Here is a 17777-nt window from a genome sequence, read left to right as displayed (position 1 = left end):
GCGCGACGCGCTGCATACACTGCCCCCGCTTTGAAGACCGCCAACCTCGCCATCGTCTTCACCGACATCAAGGGCTTCACCGAACGCACCAGTCGGCAGACGCTGGAGGAGAACCAGCGGCTGCTCCAGGTGCATGAGGCGCTGCTCGCGCCGCTGTTCAAGGCGTTCGGTGGACGCATCATCAAGTCGATTGGCGACGCGTTCCTCGTCACCTTCGAGTCCCCCACCCAAGCGGTGCTGAGCGGCATCGCCATCCAGGACCGGCTCTGGCACCACAACCGGGAGCTCTTGGAGGATGATCAGATCCACGTGCGCGTCGCCGTGAACGTGGGCGAGGTGCGGGTGGAGCCCAACGACATCTTCGGCGAGCCGGTGAACATCGCCGCCCGCGTGGAGGGCATCACCGAAGCGGACGAGGTCTTCTTCACGGAGGCCGTCTACCTCTCCATGAACAAGGCGGAGGTGCCGTCCCAGGAGGTGGGCGCGTTCGAGCTGAAGGGCATCCCCGGGAAGATCCGCGTCTTCCGCGTGCCGCGCGCGCCCTACCGGGTGCTGGCGCCCGCGCCGGACGCGGTGCTGCCCTCGCCGGAAGAGGCCGCCATGCTGCCGCCCTTCGGCAACCTGGCCCTGGCGCGCGTGGAGGCGAACCTGGACCTGAGCCAGCGCGCGGCGGCGAGCGCGGCGGCGGTGGGGCAGGGCGCCGTGGTGGTGGGCCAACGAGCGGCGGCGGGCGCGGTGGCGGTGGGGGCGGGCGCGGTCGCGGTGGGCCAGCGCGCGGCGGCGGGCGCGGTGGCGGTGGGTCAGCGGGCCACGGTGCTGGGCAAGCAGGCGCGCACCGCGACGGATGCGCTCTGGGCGCGCATGTACGCGAAGCTGCCGCCCTCCATCACCACGAAGGTGTCGTCCTCGGTGGCTGGATGGAGTGTGTGCGCGGGGCTGCTGACAGTGGTGCTGCTGGGCGGATGGGTGCTCGTCAACGCAGGCGGCCCCGCGATGCGGGCCATCCGCGACGTGGAGGGCACCACCGGCGCGGAGAAGGCCACGCGCGTGAGCGAGGCGAAGCGGCTCATCAGGCTGGAGGAGGCGGACCAGCGCGCCTACCTCAGCGGGCGGTTGGAGGAGGCCCAGGGGAACATGGGCGCCGCGGTGGTCCACTACGCGGCGGCGGTGCGCAAGGACGGGAACGGCCGCGCGGAGTCCCGGCTCATCTCGCTCCTGAAGCATGAGCAGTGCGGCGTGCGCTCCGGCGCGGCGGTGGCCTTGGGCGGCCTGCGCCTGGAGAGCGCGCGCGGCGCGCTGGAATCCCTGGCCGACGACGGCGGCCCGAACGAAGGGGGCTCCGGTGGGTTCCTCGGCCTGGGCACCTGTGACTCGAAGCAGGCGGCGGCGGACGCGCTCAAGCGTCTCCCCGCGAACTGACCCTTCAGAGAGCCCGCGCGACGCCGCGGGACGAGGCGACTGAACGTGACGAAGGTCAAGACGGGACTGGATGTGTGGGCGGCGCAGGGGTTCTCCGCGCTCAAGGGCAAGCGCGTGGGCGCCATCGTCAATCCCACGAGCGTGGACTCGCGCTTCCGCCACCTGGCGGACCTGCTGGCGGGCACGGACGGCGTGACGCTGGCGGCGCTCTTTGGACCGGAGCACGGCATCCGCGGTGAGGCCCAGTACATGGTGGCCGTGGACGAGGCCCGCGACCGCAAGACGGGCGTCCCGGTGCACAGCCTCTACGGCTCCACCTTCGAGTCGCTGTCCCCGCGCCCGGAGTGGCTCAAGGGGCTGGACGCGCTGGTGTTCGACATCCAGGACGTGGGCAGCCGCTACTACACCTATGTCTACACCATGGCCCTGGCCATGAAGGCCGCGGCCCAGGCTCGCGTGGCGTTCTACGTGCTGGACCGGCCCAACCCGCTGGATGGGGTGACGCTGGAGGGCAACCTGGTGGGGGAGAAGTTCCGCTCCTTCGTGGGGCTGTACGCGCTGCCCAACCGCCACGGCATGACGGCGGGGGAGCTGGTCCGGCTGTTCAACGCGCAGGAAGGCTTCGGCTGCGACCTCACGGTGGTGCCGTGCGAGGGCTGGACGCGCGACATGTACTGGAGCGACACGGGCCTGCCGTTCCTGCCGCCGTCGCCCAACATGCCCACCGCGGACACGGCGCTGGTGTACCCGGGCATGTGCCAGCTCGAGGGCACCAACGTGTCCGAGGGCCGCGGCACCTGCCGGCCCTTCGAGCAGTTCGGCGCGCCGTGGGTGGACACGGATCAGCTGATGGCCCGGCTGGACAAGGAGCGACTGCCGGGCGTGGCCTTCCGTCCGGTGGGCTTCACCCCCACGTTCGACAAGTACCAGGGCCAGTCGTGCAACGGGGCCTTCATCCACGTCACGGACCGCAAGTCGTACCAGCCGCTGCGCACGGGCATCGCCATCACGCAGGCGCTGCACGACATCGGGCCGAGGCAGTTCGCCTGGCGGGCGGACGCGTACGAGTTCGTGGAGGACGTGCCCGCGTTCGACCTCCTGTGCGGCACCGACCAGGTGCGTCGCGGCATCGAGGAGGGGTGGTCCCTGGACCGGATGCTGGAGGGCTTCGAGGCGCAGGCGGAGGCCTTCCGCAAGCGCCGGGAGCCCGCCCTGCTGTACGCTTCCTCGCGGTGACCCCCACGTGATTGGCGTCTTCTCCGATACGCATGGCGACCTGGACGCCTTCGACGCGGCCTACGAGCTGCTGCGCGCGAAGGGCGCCCGGCGCTTCCTCTTCTGCGGCGCGCGCTACACGGACCTGGATGAGTGGGTGCTGTGGCGCCGCAAGAAGAGCCGGGGCGGGCGCGAGTACTCGGACGCGGACTTCCTGGCGGACGTGACGCAGTGGCTGGTGGCGCCCCAGGACGGGCTCGGGCGCACGCCCGCGTCCCGTGAGGCTCCCGCGGACCTGGCGTCCGAGGACGACCGGCGGCTGGTGATGGAGCGCTTCGTGCGCGTGCCGGAGCGCGACTCGCTGGCGTACCGGGACCCGGGAGTGGCCAACAAGGCCATGGACCTGGTGGGGGACACGCTCTGCTGCGTGGTGCACGACAAGAACGACCTGGTGCGCGACGACCTGCTCAACGCGCAGGTGTTCATCCACGGCAAGGAGTCCGAGCCGGCGGTGGTGCAGATTGGCCCGCGCTACTTCGTGACGCCGGGCCGGCTGGTGGGGGCCGCGGAGCAGACGTGCGGCCTGTTGGAGAAGGCGGAGCGCAACCTGAGCTTCTCCGCGTTCCGGTTGGATGGGCACCTGGTGCTGCCGCCCCGGGTGCTGCAGGTCGATTCGCGCTCGACGAAGCTCACCGTCAAATAAGAGGCCCGCCGTGAAGGTCGCGCTGCTCGGAGGCTCGTTCAACCCGCCGCACGTGGGCCACCTGATGGCGGCCTCCTACGTCCACGCGACGCAGGGCGTGGACGCCGTGTGGCTGATGCCCACGTTCCACCATCCGTTCGGCAAGCAGCTGGAGCCCTTCGAGGCGCGCGTGCGCATGTGTGAAGCGCTCTGCCGCGAGACGTCCGGCTGGCTCCAGACGAGCCTGGTGGAGCGCGAGCTGGGCGGCGGCGGACGCACGGTGGACACGCTGGCGTACCTCGTGGAGCGCCATCCGGACACGCGCTTCTCGTTGATCATCGGCAGCGACATCCTGAGGGACCTGCCGCAGTGGAAGGACTTCGACCGCATCCAGCGGATGGCGCACGTCCTGGTGCTCTACCGCGCGGGCTACCCGGCGCCGGACACGGTGGGGCCGCCGCTGGCGGAGGTGTCCTCCACGCAGGTGCGCGACCAACTGGCGCGCGGCCTGGAGCCGTCGGAGCTGGTGCCCTCCGCGGTGCTCCAGGTGGCGCGCGAGGAAGGCCTCTATGGCCTTCGCGGGCCTCGCTAGAAGGTCATCCCGATGAGGTGCAGGTCGCCGAAGCCGTCATCGAAGCGGTGGGCGTACTGGTAGAAGAAGGAGAGCGCGTAGGCCTGGCCCACGGTGAGCCGCAGCGTGGCGGAGCCGCCCACCGCCCCGTGATTGTCCCGGTTGTCCGTGCGCGCGAGCGAGCCGAACGCGTCCAGCTCCACCTGGCTGACGAAGAGCGACGGCAGCACCCACAGCGTGGACGCCCAGCCGTAGTCGATGATGAAGCGGTAGCGGTAGCGCGCGTTGGCGAGCAGCACGTTGCGCGCGCGGAAGGTGTGGTCCTCGTAGCCGCGCAGGTACTCGCTGAAGGCGAGCCCCGGCTGGAGCTGGAGCGGCAGGCCGCCTTCCGTGGTGCTGTCGCGGTTGAGGAAGAAGGCCTGGCCCGCGACGATGCCGCCCACCTCCAGCAACTCGGTGGGCGCGCCGGGCAGGGCGCGTCCCGCGACGGAGAGCTGGAGGTTGTCCTTGCCGGTGAAGGGCAGGCCGCCCAGGTAGCCATCCACGCCCAGGCGCACGTCGCCCACGGTGGAGTCGAGCGTGAAGGCCTTCGGGAAGACGCCGCCGCTCACGGACAGGCCCAGGCCGCGCTGCGTGCCGCCGTAGGACGTGCCCTCGCCGGCGAAGTAGGACGCGGCGACCTCCGGTCCGATGAGGCGCGTGGTGATGGCCGGACGGCGCTCCGTGGCGTCGAAGCGGCGGTCGAGCGCGAGCACGCCGAAGCTCACGGGCGTCGTCCAGAACGTGCGGGACGCGAACGCGGTGGCCTGCAGGTCCGTGCGTTCGTTCTCGCGCAGGCGTGACGCGGAGACCTGGATGTAGAAGGGCGACAGCATCGCGTTGCCGTACGCGAACGACACGCCGGGCTGCTTCTCCTTCAAGTCGTACGTCAGCGTGAGGGCATAGGCGTTGAAGCCCAGCCGGTCCTGGCCCGCGATGGAGATGCCACCCGCGAAGTACGGGTCGTTTTCGTCGACGTCGTTGGGGACCGTGTAGAAGTAGGGGACGCGGTAGTTCGGGATGAAGAAGCCTTCGAGCGGCGAGTACGGCTCGTCCTTCAGCACGTCCACCGCGTGGCCGACGACGGCCGGAGGCGTCACGGGCGCGTCCACGTCATGGGCGGGATCCACCGGCAGGGGCGGCGGCGCCACCGGTGCCGAGGCGATTTCGGAAGCGGTCTGCGTGGGCGCATCCGCCGGAGTCGTGGGCTGACCGGGGAAGGAGACGAAGCCGTCCTGGCCGTCCGTGGCCTGTGTCGTGGCCGCCGTGTCGGGAGCTGACGCGGTCGCGACGCTCTCGGCCGGCACCTCGGGCGTCGCGCGCAGCTCGGCCAGGGCTTCCGTGAGGGGCGCGCGGTCCACGGTGAAGTTGATGCCGTCTCGGTTGAGGAAGGCCACGGCATCTCCGCCGACGGGCGCCGCGTCGAGCACCAGGAGCGGCGCGTCGGTGACGCGGGCGATGCGCCGGGTGGACACCGTCATCACGTGCGCCTGGAGCCGGCCCTCGTGCTCGCGCAGGAAGACGAGGTGGTCCTCATCCAGCCACCGGGGCGAGTAGTTGAACAGGCCGTCTCGCGTGAGCCAGCGCAGTGAACCGTCCGGCTCGCGCAGCACCAGGTCCCAGCCCTCCGCGCCGTTCATGGGGAACACGTACCGTCCCCCGTCCGGTGACGTCACGGGCGTGCCCAGCGCCGTGTGCGCCTTGAAGTCCGTCAGCCGCTCGCGCTGACCGCTCTCCAGGTCCAACCGAACGAGGTTGGCCGCGTCGCCGTTCACCTCCACGAACACGTAGGACCGGCCATCCGCCGTCACGTCGCCGCCCATGCCCACCAGGTCGTCCCACAGCCGCACCACGTCGCCCGTGCGCGCGTCCACCCGCCACAGCTTCCCGGTGTAGCTGCCCACCGAGTCCACGTCCGCGCTGACCAGGTACAGCCACTGGCCGTCCCGGCTGAACGTCATGCCGCTGACCAGCGACGGGCTGGCCACCACCCACCGGCGCCCCGGCAGCAGCTGCACCAGCGCGCGGCTGAAGCGCTCGCGGCCGTCGCGCTCGCGCACGGTGAGGTGGGTGATGTCTTCACGGCCCACGCTCACCAGCGCGGTGCTCCCGTCGGCCGGGTTCGCGACGAGCCGCGAGAAGTAGCCCGCGTCCCGCACGAGCACCTGCTGCGTGGCGGGGCGCTCGCGCACCTGGAGGTTCTTCTGGAGGCTCTGCTCGAACTCGCTGAACAGCGACCCGATGTCCTTGCCGTACACCCGCTTGAACCGCAGCGTCACCGCGATGGGCGGGAACAGCGAGTTGCCCTGTTCGTCCACCAGCTTCCACAGGCGCTTCTCGCCGTAGGTCTTCGCCAGGTACTCCACGAAGTTCATGCCGCTCAGGTAGTTGCCGCCGAACGGATCCAGCGCGCGGTTCTCCGGGGAAAGGTAGCCCGCGTTGAGCTCGCCCCGGCGGGCCTGCACCGCGCCCTCCCACCAGCCGCGCCACACGGGGCTGTGGGGGCGTCCCGTGTCCTTGCCCAGCCGGCCCTCGTAGTAGGTGGCCAGGCCCTCCAGGAACCACGACTCGGTGAAGATGTTGGGCTGGAAGAGGCCGCCTGTGACCTTGTTCAGCACGTTCCACAGGCCGCCCACCTGCTGCATCTGCACGTAGTGGACGGACTCGTGACAGGCCACGTCGCCGATGTCCGTCTCACCCAGACCCAGCAGGTTGAACTGCTCCAGCGTCATGTGCTGCGGCAGCACCATCTGCTGCGGCGTGCTGGCGAACTCCGACTGGACGTACGCGTTGTTGAAGTCCGCGCTCGTCAGGTAGACGAGCACGCGCTTGCGCTCGGCCTTGCTCCACGCGTCGGTGCGCAGCCGCTCCACGCAGCCTTCCATCCGGGCAGCCACCCGCAGCGCCGTCCCGCGCAGGTGCGCCGGGTAGTAGAGCTCCATCGACCGCGTGGTCAGCTTGTGCATGTCGTCCCGGGCGAACGACGCCTGGACGTTCTGCGGAAAACGGGGTGCGACGAAAGCACACCCCGATGTCAGCAGCAGGAGACAAGCGAGGATGGCGGGCTGGCGGGCAGGCCCGCGAGAAGCTGACATGGCCGAGCATCCTACCGACCACAAATCGTAGTCAGGAGCGCGTTTTTCACGATAAGGGAACGCGTCGCATTCCTCACAGGAACCTTCCCATGACCGAACCCGCCGAGCCCCAGGGGCTCCCCGTTCCGCAGCACGTCCACAATGCGCAGCTCCAGCTTTCCGCCGCGTTGGAGAAGGCCAGCGGCGCGCCGGTCGACCTGACGAAGGCGCCGTGGGCGGACGTGGAGAAGACGGTCATCCAGCTCTTGGGCGGCCGGTTCGACCCGAACAACCCGAACCACCAGGGCGCGGCGCTGGGCCTGGCGGGCGGCTTCGCGCTGCGCCTCATCTCCGAGCACCAGGCGTTCTGGTTCCCCAACCGGGACTCGCCGGAGGGCGCCTCGCTGGGCTTCCCCGAGGCCATCATCATGCTGTCCCCGTTCGGGGCGGTGATGGACGCGCTGGCGCAGGGCAAGTTGACGCGGCTGGACGACCTGGCCGCCGACATCCGCCGCTCGCTGGGTCAGGTGAAGTTCGGCACCAACCCGGCGCAGGCCCTGGGCGGCGGTCAGCCCCAGCGGCTGGGGCCGCAGGACTACCAGCGCCTGTTCGACCCGGGCTTCCTCCAGTTCATCGTGGTGGATCCGGCCAAGACGAAGCAGGCGCTCGAGGCGAAGACGGACGCGCTGGCGCGCGACGTGCGTGACGCGCTGGGCCGCACCCAGCCGCCGCTGCCGCCGGAGGCCCGCCAGCAGTTCGAGGGGCAGATCGTCACGTCGCTGCAGCGCATGGAGCAGGGCAAGTCGCTGGCGGATCAGGCCGAGCGCGCCCCGCGGCTCGCGGAGCTGCTGACGCACCTGGTGGCGACGGTGGGCGGCACGGGCTCCGCGCCGGAGGAGTTCTGGCACGACGTGGTGCTGCCGCTGCTGTTCATCGGCACGCCCGCGAGCTTCCCGCCGCTGGATGACGACGAGCTGGAGGCGTTCAAGCAGGGCGCGGATCCGCTGGCGCTCTTCGTGGATGTGGTGCCGCACTCGCACCGCGCGCCGGACGAGGGCCTGCTGGGCGCGTTCGAGATGTCGGAGATCGGCCTGGTGCACCCGGCCTTCCAGAAGGTCGGCGCGCTGCGCCTCATCCGCATCAACCCGGACCGGCTGAAGCCGATGCTGGAGAAGTACGACCCGAACGCGACCATGGACGCGGTGCAGCGCTTCACGGCGCACGTGTCCCAGGCGGCGGGCAAGCCGGCCGCGGAGTCTCCGCAGGGCAAGGAGATGCTGCAGGCGGCGCTGACGCTGCTGGCGGACCTGAAGCGTTCCGTGGCGGTGGGCGGCGACGTCTGCCTGCGCCGCCTCACGGAGGCCGAGGCCGCCTCCGAGCAGGCGCTGGCCATCGTGCGCCGCGCGCTGCAGAGCCCGCGCATCATCCTCACCTAGTCAGGTGAGACGGGCGCGCGTCCGGGGCAACCGGGACGCGCGCCGTCACTTCTTCGCGAGCAGGGCTTCCAGCGCGGCACGGGGCTCCGGGCGGAGCCGATCCGAAGCCAGCCGCAGGGCCCGCCGCGACAGCTGCGCGTAGAGCGGTGCGATGTCCGTGGGCAGGGCCGCCAGGTGCGCCGCGACGACGCCCGCGTCCCCCCGGACGATGGGGCCGGTGAGCCCACCCGAGAGACCGCGCGCCTCGATGCCTCGCAGCGCCGAGCGCATCAGCGGCAGCAGGGCCTTCAAGGCCGCCTCGGGATCGATGCCCGCCGCGCCCAGTGCGCCCACGGCCGCGTCCGCCAGGGCCACCAGTCCACCGGCGCTCAGCACCGCGCCCGCGTGATAGGCGGCCCGGTGCGACTCCGGCACGTCGAACATCGCGAAGCCCACGTCCTCCGCCATGCGCTGGAGCACGGCGCGCAGAGCAGGGGAGCGCGTGCTGATCGCGGCGGTGTGGCCCGCGAGCGAGTCCTTCGCGGAGGACACGGCGCAGAGCGGATGGAAGGAGCCCACCGCGCGGCCCTGCTGCGTACCCAGCGCGGAGAGGGGCAGGGCGCCCGCGGTGTGCACCAGCGCCACCGTGCGTGGGAGCTCGCGTGACAGGGACTCGGACACCGACGGCACCGCCGCGTCCGGAACGCACAGCACGCAGACGCGAGCCTTCTTCAGGTCCGCCGGGGTCGCGGGCTTCAGTCCCAGGGCCCGCGCGCGCTCACGGCCCGCGTCGTCGCGCGAGTACACGCGCACGGGCCACCGCTTCGCCTGCAACGCCAACGCGAGCGCGCCACCAAGCCGCCCCGCTCCGACGATGACCACGGGAACGCGCTTCGCCTTCGCCGTCGCGGACGTCTTCTTGCCCCGCGCGGGCTGGCCTCTCGGGGCCACGGAGCCATCGCGGGTCATCGAGGGAGGAGCCGACGTCTCACGCGCTGGCTGACTTCGTGATGCCATCGGAGCGGTTCGTGCCATCGGAGCGGGAGCCGACGTCTCACGCGCTGGCTGACTTCGTGATGCCATCGGAGCGGTTCGTGCCATCGGAGCGGGAGCCGACGCCTCACGAGCCGGCTGACTTCGCGATGCGACCGGAGCGGTTCGTGCCGTCGGAGCAAGAGCCGAGGCATCCAGCTTCGGCCGGCTTCGCGAGCCCTTCGTGCGAGGACGCGCCGGATTCACGGGCTCGGAGCGAACGGTGCTGCTCCGGCCTTGCCGCGCCACCGTCAGGCGGCGTCCCGGGCGAACTGGAGTTGACCGGCCTGCACGGCCACGCGTACGCGGTCTCCCGCGCCGAACTCGCCGGAGAGGATGCGCTCCGCCAGGGGGCCTTCCACCAGCCGCTGCACCACCTGGCGCATCGGCCGCGCGCCCAGCATCGGGTCGAAGCCTCCGGACTTGAGCAGGTGCCCCACCACGTCCGTGCCCGCCGTGTAGACGATGCCGCGCTCCGTCGCGAGCCGCTTGCTGCTCTCCGCCAGGATGAGCGTGGCGATCTTCGCCACCTCCTGCTCCGCCAACGGACGGAACGGCAGCCGCTCATCGATGCGGTTCCACAGCTCCGGCGGTAGCGCCTTGCGCGCCGTGTCCGACGCCATGTCCAGCGCCTTGCCCTCGGCCGCGTCCGCCGCGCCGAAGCCCACCGCGCGGCCCGTGCGGCTGAACGCCTCCGCGCCCAGGTTCGTGGTCATCACGATGACCGTGTTCGAGAAGTCGATGTGCCGGCCCTTGCCGTCCGTCAGCCGCCCCTCCTCCAACACCTGGAGCAGCAGCATCTGCACCTCGCGGTGCGCCTTCTCAATCTCGTCCAGCACCACCACCGACGACGGCCGGCGGCGCACCGGCTCCGTGAGCTGCCCGCCCTCGCCGAAGCCCACGTAGCCCGCGGGCGAACCGATGAGGCGCGACACGCCGTGGGACTCGGACATCTCGCTCATGTCCAGGCGCACCAGCGCGTCCCGGTTGCCGAACAGCACCTCCGCCAGCGCCCGCGCCATCTCCGTCTTGCCCACGCCCGTGGGGCCCAGGAAGAGGAAGCTGCCCATGGGGCGGCGCGACGCGAAGCCCGCGTAGTTGCGGCGGATGACCCGCGCGATGCGCACCACCGCGTCGCCGTGGCCAATCACGCGCTCCGCCAGGTCGTTCTCCAACCGGAGCAGCCGCGCGGAGTCGTTCATCAGGAGCCGCTCTTCCGGCACGCCCGCCAGCTTCGCCACCACGCGCGCCACGTCCGCGGCGTCCACCCGGTGCTTGCCCTCGCGGTGGCAGCGGCTGCCCGCCAGGTCCACCACGCTGATGGCCTTGTCCGGCATGAACCGGTCCGTCACGTAGCGGCTCGCCAGCGACGCGGCCGCCTCCAGCGCCTCCGGCAGGTAGCGCAGCGCGTGGTGCTCCTCGTAGCGCCCGATGATGCCCTGGAGGATCTGCACCGTCTCCGGCACCGACGGCTCGTTCACCACCACCGGCGTGAAGCGCCGCTCCAGCGCCGGGTCCGCCGCGATGAACTTTCGGTACTCGTCGTGCGTCGTCGCCCCGATGCAGGGGAACTCGCCGCGAGCCATCGCCGTCTTCAGCTCGTTGGCCGCGTCCTGCGGGCCTTCACCCGTGGAGCCCGCGCCCACCAGCGTGTGGATCTCGTCGATGAAGACCACCACGCGCCCCTCGGCCCGCCGCACCTCTTCCTTCAGCGCGTTGAGCTTCTCGGAGAACGAGCCGCGCAGCTGCGTGCCCGCGACCAGCGTGGCCATGTCCAGCTCGACGAGGATCTTCTCCGCCAGCGTGCCGCGCAGACCCAAGAGGCGCTGCGCCACGCCCTCCACCACCGCCGTCTTGCCCACGCCGGGCTCGCCCAGCAGGCACGGGTTGTTGGTGCGGCGCTTGCCCAGGATGTCGATGACCTCCTCGACCTCCCGCGCGCGGCCCACCACCGGGTCCAGCTTTCCCTCGCGGGCGGCCTGGCTCAGGTTGCGGCCCAGCGACGTGAGCATCGGGAACGCCTTGGCGTCCAGCGTCAGCGGCTGCCCCTTGGCCTGCGAGGGCGATGCGGACGGACGCGTCACCGGAGCCAGGGGAGCCTGGGGGGCCACGGGCGCGGAAGGCGGAGGGGCGGGCGGCGTCGCACGGGCCACCGGGGCGGGCGGCGCCATGCGCGGCATCGGCGGAGGCGGGACGTCCGCGACGTCGTCCTGCGTCACGTCGTCCTCGTCCACGTCGATGAGGTCTCGCGGCGACAGCGCGGGCGTGCTGCGCGCGGCCAGCGGCGGGGTCGTCACCGGGGGCGTCATCACCGGAGCCGGAGGGGGCGCCGGGCGCGGCACGCTCAGCGCGAACGTGGAGGAGGGAAGGGGAGACGGCGGCGCGCCCACCGGACGGCTCACCGGCGCGCGCGTGGCCACCGCCTGGCCATAGCCCGGCTGGAGCCGACGCGGCAGGCCACCACTGGTGGAATAGGCGAGCGCCGTGTTGGAGAGGGAGATGAGGTCCAGGCCCGTCCGCCCCAGCAGGTCGCTCGCGGCGCAGCGCTTGCGGATGATGGCGATGAGCAGGTGGAGGCAGTCCGCCTCGCCCGCACGGAAGGTGCTGGCCAGCTCGCGGGCGCGCGCGGTCAGCTCCTGCACCACGTTGCCCGTCTCCGCCGGGGCCTCCGTGATGAGTTGGAGGAGCGCGTCCTCGTCCACGCCCTTCTCCTTCAGGAGGAGCTGGGCACGGTTCTCCACCGTGAAGAGCGCCAGCAACACGTGGGCCGACGTGGGCTTCTGGGCGACGCTGCGGGCGATGTCATGCGCCTCATGGAGAACCTGGGCGAGATCCGTGCTGTCGACCATTCATGCTCCGGCAAGCGTCCAGCCGAGCGGAATACACCGTCCGCCGCCCCGCCGCAAAATTTAGGCTACAGACCGCTACAGGATGGATGCAAGGCAGGATAAACCTTGGGGCGCCGCCGGATTTCGTTTGGCTGCCCGCCCGTTTCCCGACTGAATTCAAGGGACCGGGCAATCACTCCGGGAGGGCTGCGTAATCCGCCCTGAGACCCCATCCCTATGACCTCCCTTGTTCAACCGGCGCGCATCTTCGTGGACCCCCTGGGGGGCACGCGCGCGGCCGTCGAGGCCCGGCGTTGGCTGTGGCCCCTCCTCATCCTCGCCTTCTGCGTCGCCATCTCCGGCACCGTCTTCGCGCTGCGCTGGGACGCCACCGCCTCCATCGTGAGCGCCCTGCCCACGGACTCGACCGCGTCCAGCGTGTCCGAGTCCGACATCGCCGAGCAGATTCAAACGGCGTCGCGCAAGGCGCTGGTGGGCGGCATCGCCAACGGCCTCATCGTGATGCCCCTGATGGTGCTGCTGCTCGCGTGCATCCTCTGGGTCGCCGCGTGGCTCTTCAACAAGCCCGCGTCCTTCGGGCAGCTGATGGCGGCGGCCTCCGTGGCGCTGCTGCCCATCGCGCTGTACCACCTCATCTACGCGGTGTGCGCGGCCTACCAGCACTCGCTCACCGACCTGCGCGCGGCGCGGCTCGTCCCCTCCAGCCTGGCCATGCTTGACGGCCTGTCGCCGAAGATGCAGCGCGTTCTCAAGGGCGTGGATTTCTTCAACCTGTGGAGCGTGGGCCTGCTGGGAGTGGGCTTCTCCACCGCCACCGGCATGCGCCTGGGGCGCGCGCTGGTGCTCATCGGGGTGATGTACCTCATGTATGTGGGCGTCTTCTTCATTGGCTTGCCTGCGGGAGGTGCGCAGTGAGCGCCTTCCTCGTCGTCGCGACGCTGCTCACCGCCACGCCCATCACGCTGGAGGAGACGCGCCAGCTGGGCCGCAAGAACACCCAGGCGCTCCAGGCCGCGCTGGATGTCGCCGTGGCCCAGGAGGACCAGCGCGTGGCGCGCTCCGGCCTCCTGCCGCAGGTGCAGCTCAACCTGGGCCCCAGCCTGGACTACGTGGGCCGGCGCCGGCAGGTCTTCACCGTCCCCATCAGTGAGACGGAGACCGTCACGCGCGAGGTGGTGGCCACCTCCAACACTGCGGACAGCTACTTCGCGTCCCTGGGCCTGTCGCAGGTCATCTACAACCGCGGCCTCTGGAAGCAGCTGGAGCAGGCGGGCGTCAACGTGGACGCCACGCGCAACCAGTCCATTGAAGAGTCGGACACCTCCGAGCTGGAGGCCATCCGCCGCTTCTTCAACCTCTTCCTGTCGCAGGCCACGCTGGACGTGCTCAAGGCGACCGCGCAGCGCAGCGAGGAGCAGCTGGAGCGCGCGCGCGCCCTCTTCACCGCGGGCCGCGTGGGCAAGTCCGAGGAGATCGCCGCGCAGGTCAACCTGGGCAACGACCGCATCAACATCGTGCAGCGCCAGAACCAGCTGGTGGCGGACCAGGTGCAGCTGGCCGTGTGGCTGGCGCGCCCCGGCACGGAGCTGCTCCAGGCGGTGGACCCCGGCGTGTTCCAGCAGGAGCCCGCGCCGGCGCCCGCCCTGGATGACGCCATCAAGCAGGCCCGCGAGCACCGCGCGCTGCTCAAGGCGCTCCAGCAGCGCGTGCAGGTGGCGGAGCTGCAGCGGGCCATCGTGCAGGGGGACTACATCCCGCGCGTGGGCCTGTCCGCCCGGTACTCGCACAACAGCCAGGACCTGGGCCCGTTCTTCAGCGAGCCCGGCTACGGCAACATCTTCAACGGCGGCATCACGCTGACGTGGGACCTGTTCAACGGCTTCAACACGGACGCCCAGTCCGCCCGCGCCCAGGTCAACATCCGCAAGGCGGAGCTGACGTTCGCGCAGACGGCGCGGGAGCTGGAGGCGGAGGTGCGCCGCGCCCACCAGGTGCTGGAGGGACAGATTGCCTCCGCGAAGCTCGCGACGGACAACCGCGCGGTCGCCCAGCAGGGCCTGGCGCTGGCGGAGGAGCGCTTCCGCGCGGGCGCCGGCTCCACGCTGGACGTGCGAGACGCGCAGCTCAAGTTGACCCAGGCGGAGCTGGTGTTGCTCCAGAGCCGCATCGATGTCGAAATCGCCCGCTATGCCCTGTTCCGGGCCATGGGCACGCTGAACCCGGGAGAATCACAATGACGTGGTGGAAGGCGGCAATCGCCGGCGCGCTGTTGCTTGGAGCGGTGGCCATCACCGTGGGCGGCCTGCGGGACCGGCCGCCCCCGACGCAGGAAGTCCAGATGGCCAAGGCCCGCAAGGGCACCATCACCCGCACCATCACCGGCGCGGGCAAGGTGCAGGCGGCCACCACGGTGAAGATCTCCTCCAACCTGTCCGGAGACCTGGTCTCCCTCAAGGTGAAGGACGGCGACCCCATCACCAAGGGGCAGGTGCTGGGGCAGATCGACAAGCGCTACTACGAAGCGGCCGTGAAGCAGGCCACCGCGTCGCGCGACGCGGCCCGCTCGGAGGTCCAGGTGTCGGAGGTGGACGCCGTGCGCCAGCGCGCGGAGCTGGCCCGCGTGAAGGGGCTCGCGGAGAAGGGGCTCGCGTCCGCCGCGGAGGTGGAGCAGTCCCAGGCGGTGGTGGACACCGCCGAGGCGCGCCTCGCCGCCGCCCGTCAGCGCGTGGCCCAGAGCAGCGCCGTGCTGGAGCAGGCCTCCACGGACCTGGCGCGCACCACGCTCCTGTCCCCCATCGACGGCAACGTGATCGAGCTGTCCCGCGAAGTGGGCGAGCGCGTGCGCGGCTCCGACTTCTCCGAGGACGTGGTGATGACCATCGCCGCGCTCAACCAGATGGAGGTGAAGTTCGAGGTGGGTGAGCACGAGGTCGTCCACCTGAAGTACGGCCAGCCCGCGGAGGTGACGCTGGACGCGCTGGAGGGCCAGTCCTTCACCGGCACCGTGGTGGAGATCGCCCAGAAGGCCACCATCAAGAACCCGGGCACGGAGGCCGAGGTCACGAGCTTCCCCATCACCGTCGCCCTGGACGCGCGTCCGCCGGGCGTGCTCCCCGGCATGAGCGCCGAGGCGCGCATCAGCGCGGAGACGCACAACGACGCGGTGCTCGTGCCCATCCAGGCCGTCACGGTGCGCGCGGAGCGCTCGCTGCCGGACTACCAGGCGCCGGTGGAGGGCACGTCCCTCACCGCCAAGCGCCGCACGGAGGCGCTGGCCAAGGTCGTGTTCGTGGTGGACAACGACAACAAGGCGCAGGTGCGCCGCGTGCGCACCGGCATCGCCTCCGACACGGAGCTGGAGGTGCTGGAGGGCCTGCAGGTCGGGGACCGCGTGGTGGAGGGCCCCTACCGCACGCTGTCCAAGGAGCTGTCCCACGGGGACGTGGTGCGCGAGCCGGAGAAGGCCGCGGCGAAGGGCAAGTCGTGACGTCGGCCCCTACACCGGACGCGGGCCCCCTCATCCAGGTGGAGGGGCTCACGCGGGCCTTCTTCGTGGGCGGTGAAGAGGTGCGCGCGCTGCGCGGCGTGTCCTTTGGCATCAACCGGGGAGAATGGGTGGCCATCATCGGCCAGTCCGGCTCCGGCAAGAGCACGCTGATGAACGTGCTGGGCTGCCTGGATACGCCCACGAGCGGCCGCTACATGCTCAACGGCAAGGACGTGTCGCGCATGGACGACGACGACCTGGCCGTCATCCGCAACGTGGAGATCGGCTTCATCTTCCAGACGTTCCAGCTGCTCCCCCGCGAGACGGCGCTCGCCAACGTGGAGCTGCCGCTGGTGTACCGGGGGATTGGCGCGAAGGAGCGGCGCGAGCGGGCGAAGGCGGCGCTGGACAAGGTGCAGCTCACGCACCGCATGCACCACCGGCCCAACGAGCTGTCGGGCGGTCAGCGCCAGCGCGTGGCCATCGCGCGGGCGCTGGTGTCGGAGCCGTCCATGCTCCTGGCGGACGAGCCCACGGGCAACCTGGACTCGGCCACCGGCGAGGAGATCGTCAAGCTCTTCGAGCAGCTGCACCGCGCGGGGCACACGCTGGTGCTCGTCACGCACGAGCCCAAGCTGGCCGCCAGATGCCCCCGGGCCATCCGGTTGAGCGACGGCGAGATCGTCGCGGACGGGCCGGGACCGGAGGTCGCGATGGGCGGAGGGCACGGGGTGCTGCCGCAAGCGGGCACCGCATGAGCTTCCGGCGGGTCTTCCGCGTGGACGTGCTGGAGGGGACCGCATCGCGGTGTTCTCCCTCCAGGCGAACCGCATGCGCACGGTGCTCACGACGCTGGGCATCGGCATTGGCGTGGCCACGCTGCTCGCCATCGTCGGCATCATCCAGGGGCTCAACTCGTCCTTCGAGAGGCAGCTGGCCACGCTGGGCGCGAACACGGTGTTCATCTCCAAGTACCCCTGGATGATCAAGGGGAACTGGTGGATCTACCGCAACCGGAAGAACTTCACGCTGGAGCAGGTGGCGCAGCTGCGCTCCCAGGCGGACTTCATCACCGCCATCTCCCCGGCGGTGATGCGCATGTCGGACGTGGCGCACGGCGCCCTCCAGGTCTCCAACGTGCGCATCAACGGCGTGTGGAGCGACTACCAGGCCATCGGCAACTACGAGGTGGTGTCCGGACGCTTCCTCACCCGCGCGGACGAAGAGGTGAACCGGGCGGTGACGGTGCTGGGCGCGGACGTGGCCGCCTCGCTCTTTCCCAGCATCAGCCCGCTGGGGCAGACGGTGCGCATCGACGGGCGGCCCTTCCAGGTGGTGGGCACGCTGGGGCGCAAGGGGAAGGTCGTGGCGGAGAACATGGACCTGTCCGTGTTCATGCCCTTCAAGACCTTCAACTCACGCTTCGGCAAGGGGCGGCCCATGCAGATCGCCATCGCCGTGGCGGACGCGGGGCAGATGGCGAAGGTGGAGGACCAGCTGGTGGGCATCATGCGGCGCGTGCGCGCGACGCCGCCGGGCCAGGCGGACGACTTCAACGTCAACCGGACGGACTCGCTCGCGGCGACCTACGAGCAGCTCACCGGCGCGCTCTACGCGGTGGCCACGGGCGTGGGCCTCATCACGCTGCTGGTGGGCGGCATCGGCATCATGAACATCATGCTGGTGTCGGTGCGCGAGCGGACGCGGGAGATTGGTGTCCGCCGGGCGCTGGGTGCGCGCCAGCGCACCATCGTGCTCCAGTTCCTGATGGAGGCCTCCAGCGTGTCCGCGGTGGGGGGCCTGTTGGGGACGACGGTCGGGCTGGGCACGGCGAAGATCGTGTCCCTGGTGACGCCGCTGGCGGCGGACGTGCGCCCCAGCACGGTGGTGGGCGGGGTGGCATTCGCCGCGCTGGTGGGCCTGCTGTTCGGCATCTGGCCGGCCGCGCGGGCGGCGAAGCTGGACCCGGTGGAAGCGCTCCGCTACGAATAAGG

12 protein-coding genes and 1 pseudogene are annotated in these 17777 nt (G+C 70.9%); 10 read left to right on the top strand and 3 right to left on the bottom strand.

The features are described 5' to 3' along the window. Positions 1–30 precede the first annotated feature (30 nt). From ACX114_RS21955 to nadD, 4 genes are read left to right on the top strand one after another with little or no spacing between them, the layout of a single operon-like run. The gene (locus ACX114_RS21955) at positions 31–1419 is read left to right on the top strand and encodes an adenylate/guanylate cyclase domain-containing protein (RefSeq protein ID WP_459287474.1); all 1389 of its coding nucleotides are present in this window, start codon (positions 31–33) and stop codon (positions 1417–1419) included. 45 nt (positions 1420–1464) lie between these two features. Further along, a complete protein-coding gene (locus ACX114_RS21950; protein WP_459287472.1) occupies positions 1465–2655 on the top strand; it encodes an exo-beta-N-acetylmuramidase NamZ family protein in 1191 nt (396 codons plus the stop codon). Between the two features lie 7 nt (positions 2656–2662). Then, complete coding sequence (locus tag ACX114_RS21945) at positions 2663–3337, top strand: hypothetical protein (RefSeq protein WP_459287470.1); 675 nt, start codon at positions 2663–2665, stop codon at positions 3335–3337. A gap of 10 nt (positions 3338–3347) precedes the next feature. Then, positions 3348–3908 carry a nicotinate (nicotinamide) nucleotide adenylyltransferase gene (gene nadD / locus ACX114_RS21940; RefSeq protein WP_459287468.1) on the top strand — a complete coding sequence of 187 codons (561 nt, stop codon included), beginning with the start codon at positions 3348–3350 and terminating at the stop codon, positions 3906–3908. On the opposite strand, the gene ACX114_RS21935 is transcribed toward nadD, so the two are convergent. Beyond that, entirely contained in the window at positions 3905–7021 is a 3117-nt protein-coding gene (locus tag ACX114_RS21935) for a hypothetical protein (protein ID WP_459287466.1), read from the bottom strand. The two genes, nadD and ACX114_RS21935, sit on opposite strands and share 4 nt — an antisense overlap. An 89-nt stretch (positions 7022–7110) precedes the next feature. Between ACX114_RS21935 and ACX114_RS21930 the strand changes: the two genes are divergently transcribed. After that, positions 7111–8436, top strand: a complete 1326-nt coding sequence (locus ACX114_RS21930) for a hypothetical protein (protein WP_459287464.1) — start codon at positions 7111–7113, stop codon at positions 8434–8436. Between the two features lie 45 nt (positions 8437–8481). Here ACX114_RS21930 and ACX114_RS21925 read toward each other — a convergent pair whose 3' ends face one another. Both ACX114_RS21925 and ACX114_RS21920 read right to left on the bottom strand, forming a co-directional pair. After that, positions 8482–9384 (bottom strand): Rossmann-like and DUF2520 domain-containing protein, encoded by a 903-nt coding sequence (locus ACX114_RS21925; protein WP_459287462.1) that lies wholly within the window; start codon positions 9382–9384, stop codon positions 8482–8484. 314 nt (positions 9385–9698) lie between these two features. Next, positions 9699–12296 (bottom strand): AAA family ATPase, encoded by a 2598-nt coding sequence (locus tag ACX114_RS21920; protein ID WP_459287460.1) that lies wholly within the window; start codon positions 12294–12296, stop codon positions 9699–9701. A 216-nt stretch (positions 12297–12512) separates the two neighbouring features. Between ACX114_RS21920 and ACX114_RS21915 the strand changes: the two genes are divergently transcribed. From ACX114_RS21915 to ACX114_RS21895, 5 genes and pseudogenes are all read left to right on the top strand, one after another. Further along, positions 12513–13211 (top strand): YIP1 family protein, encoded by a 699-nt coding sequence (locus tag ACX114_RS21915; protein WP_459287458.1) that lies wholly within the window; start codon positions 12513–12515, stop codon positions 13209–13211. After that, positions 13208–14533 (top strand): TolC family protein, encoded by a 1326-nt coding sequence (locus ACX114_RS21910; RefSeq protein WP_459287456.1) that lies wholly within the window; start codon positions 13208–13210, stop codon positions 14531–14533. The genes ACX114_RS21915 and ACX114_RS21910 overlap by 4 nt, the downstream gene beginning before the upstream one ends. Beyond that, the gene (locus ACX114_RS21905) at positions 14530–15783 is read left to right on the top strand and encodes an efflux RND transporter periplasmic adaptor subunit (protein WP_459287454.1); all 1254 of its coding nucleotides are present in this window, start codon (positions 14530–14532) and stop codon (positions 15781–15783) included. The genes ACX114_RS21910 and ACX114_RS21905 overlap by 4 nt, the downstream gene beginning before the upstream one ends. Then, a complete protein-coding gene (locus tag ACX114_RS21900; RefSeq protein ID WP_459287452.1) occupies positions 15780–16541 on the top strand; it encodes an ABC transporter ATP-binding protein in 762 nt (253 codons plus the stop codon). Before ACX114_RS21905 ends, ACX114_RS21900 begins: the two co-directional genes overlap by 4 nt. Then, a pseudogene (locus ACX114_RS21895) lies at positions 16538–17775 on the top strand (ABC transporter permease). Before ACX114_RS21900 ends, ACX114_RS21895 begins: the two are co-directional and overlap by 4 nt. Positions 17776–17777 lie beyond the last annotated feature (2 nt).

This window comes from Corallococcus sp. M7 (assembly GCF_054512695.1).
Note: the sequence above shows the minus strand (reverse complement) of the source record. Positions and strands in the feature narration are given on the sequence as shown.

Coding starts and splice junctions, on each gene's coding strand:
- ACX114_RS21935 (WP_459287466.1), bottom strand. CDS start 7,021: ATGTCAGCTTCTCGCGGGCCTGCCCGCCAGCCCGCCATCCTCGCTTGT.
- ACX114_RS21930 (WP_459287464.1), top strand. CDS start 7,111: ATGACCGAACCCGCCGAGCCCCAGGGGCTCCCCGTTCCGCAGCACGTC.
- ACX114_RS21925 (WP_459287462.1), bottom strand. CDS start 9,384: ATGACCCGCGATGGCTCCGTGGCCCCGAGAGGCCAGCCCGCGCGGGGC.
- ACX114_RS21920 (WP_459287460.1), bottom strand. CDS start 12,296: ATGGTCGACAGCACGGATCTCGCCCAGGTTCTCCATGAGGCGCATGAC.
- ACX114_RS21915 (WP_459287458.1), top strand. CDS start 12,513: ATGACCTCCCTTGTTCAACCGGCGCGCATCTTCGTGGACCCCCTGGGG.
- ACX114_RS21905 (WP_459287454.1), top strand. CDS start 14,530: ATGACGTGGTGGAAGGCGGCAATCGCCGGCGCGCTGTTGCTTGGAGCG.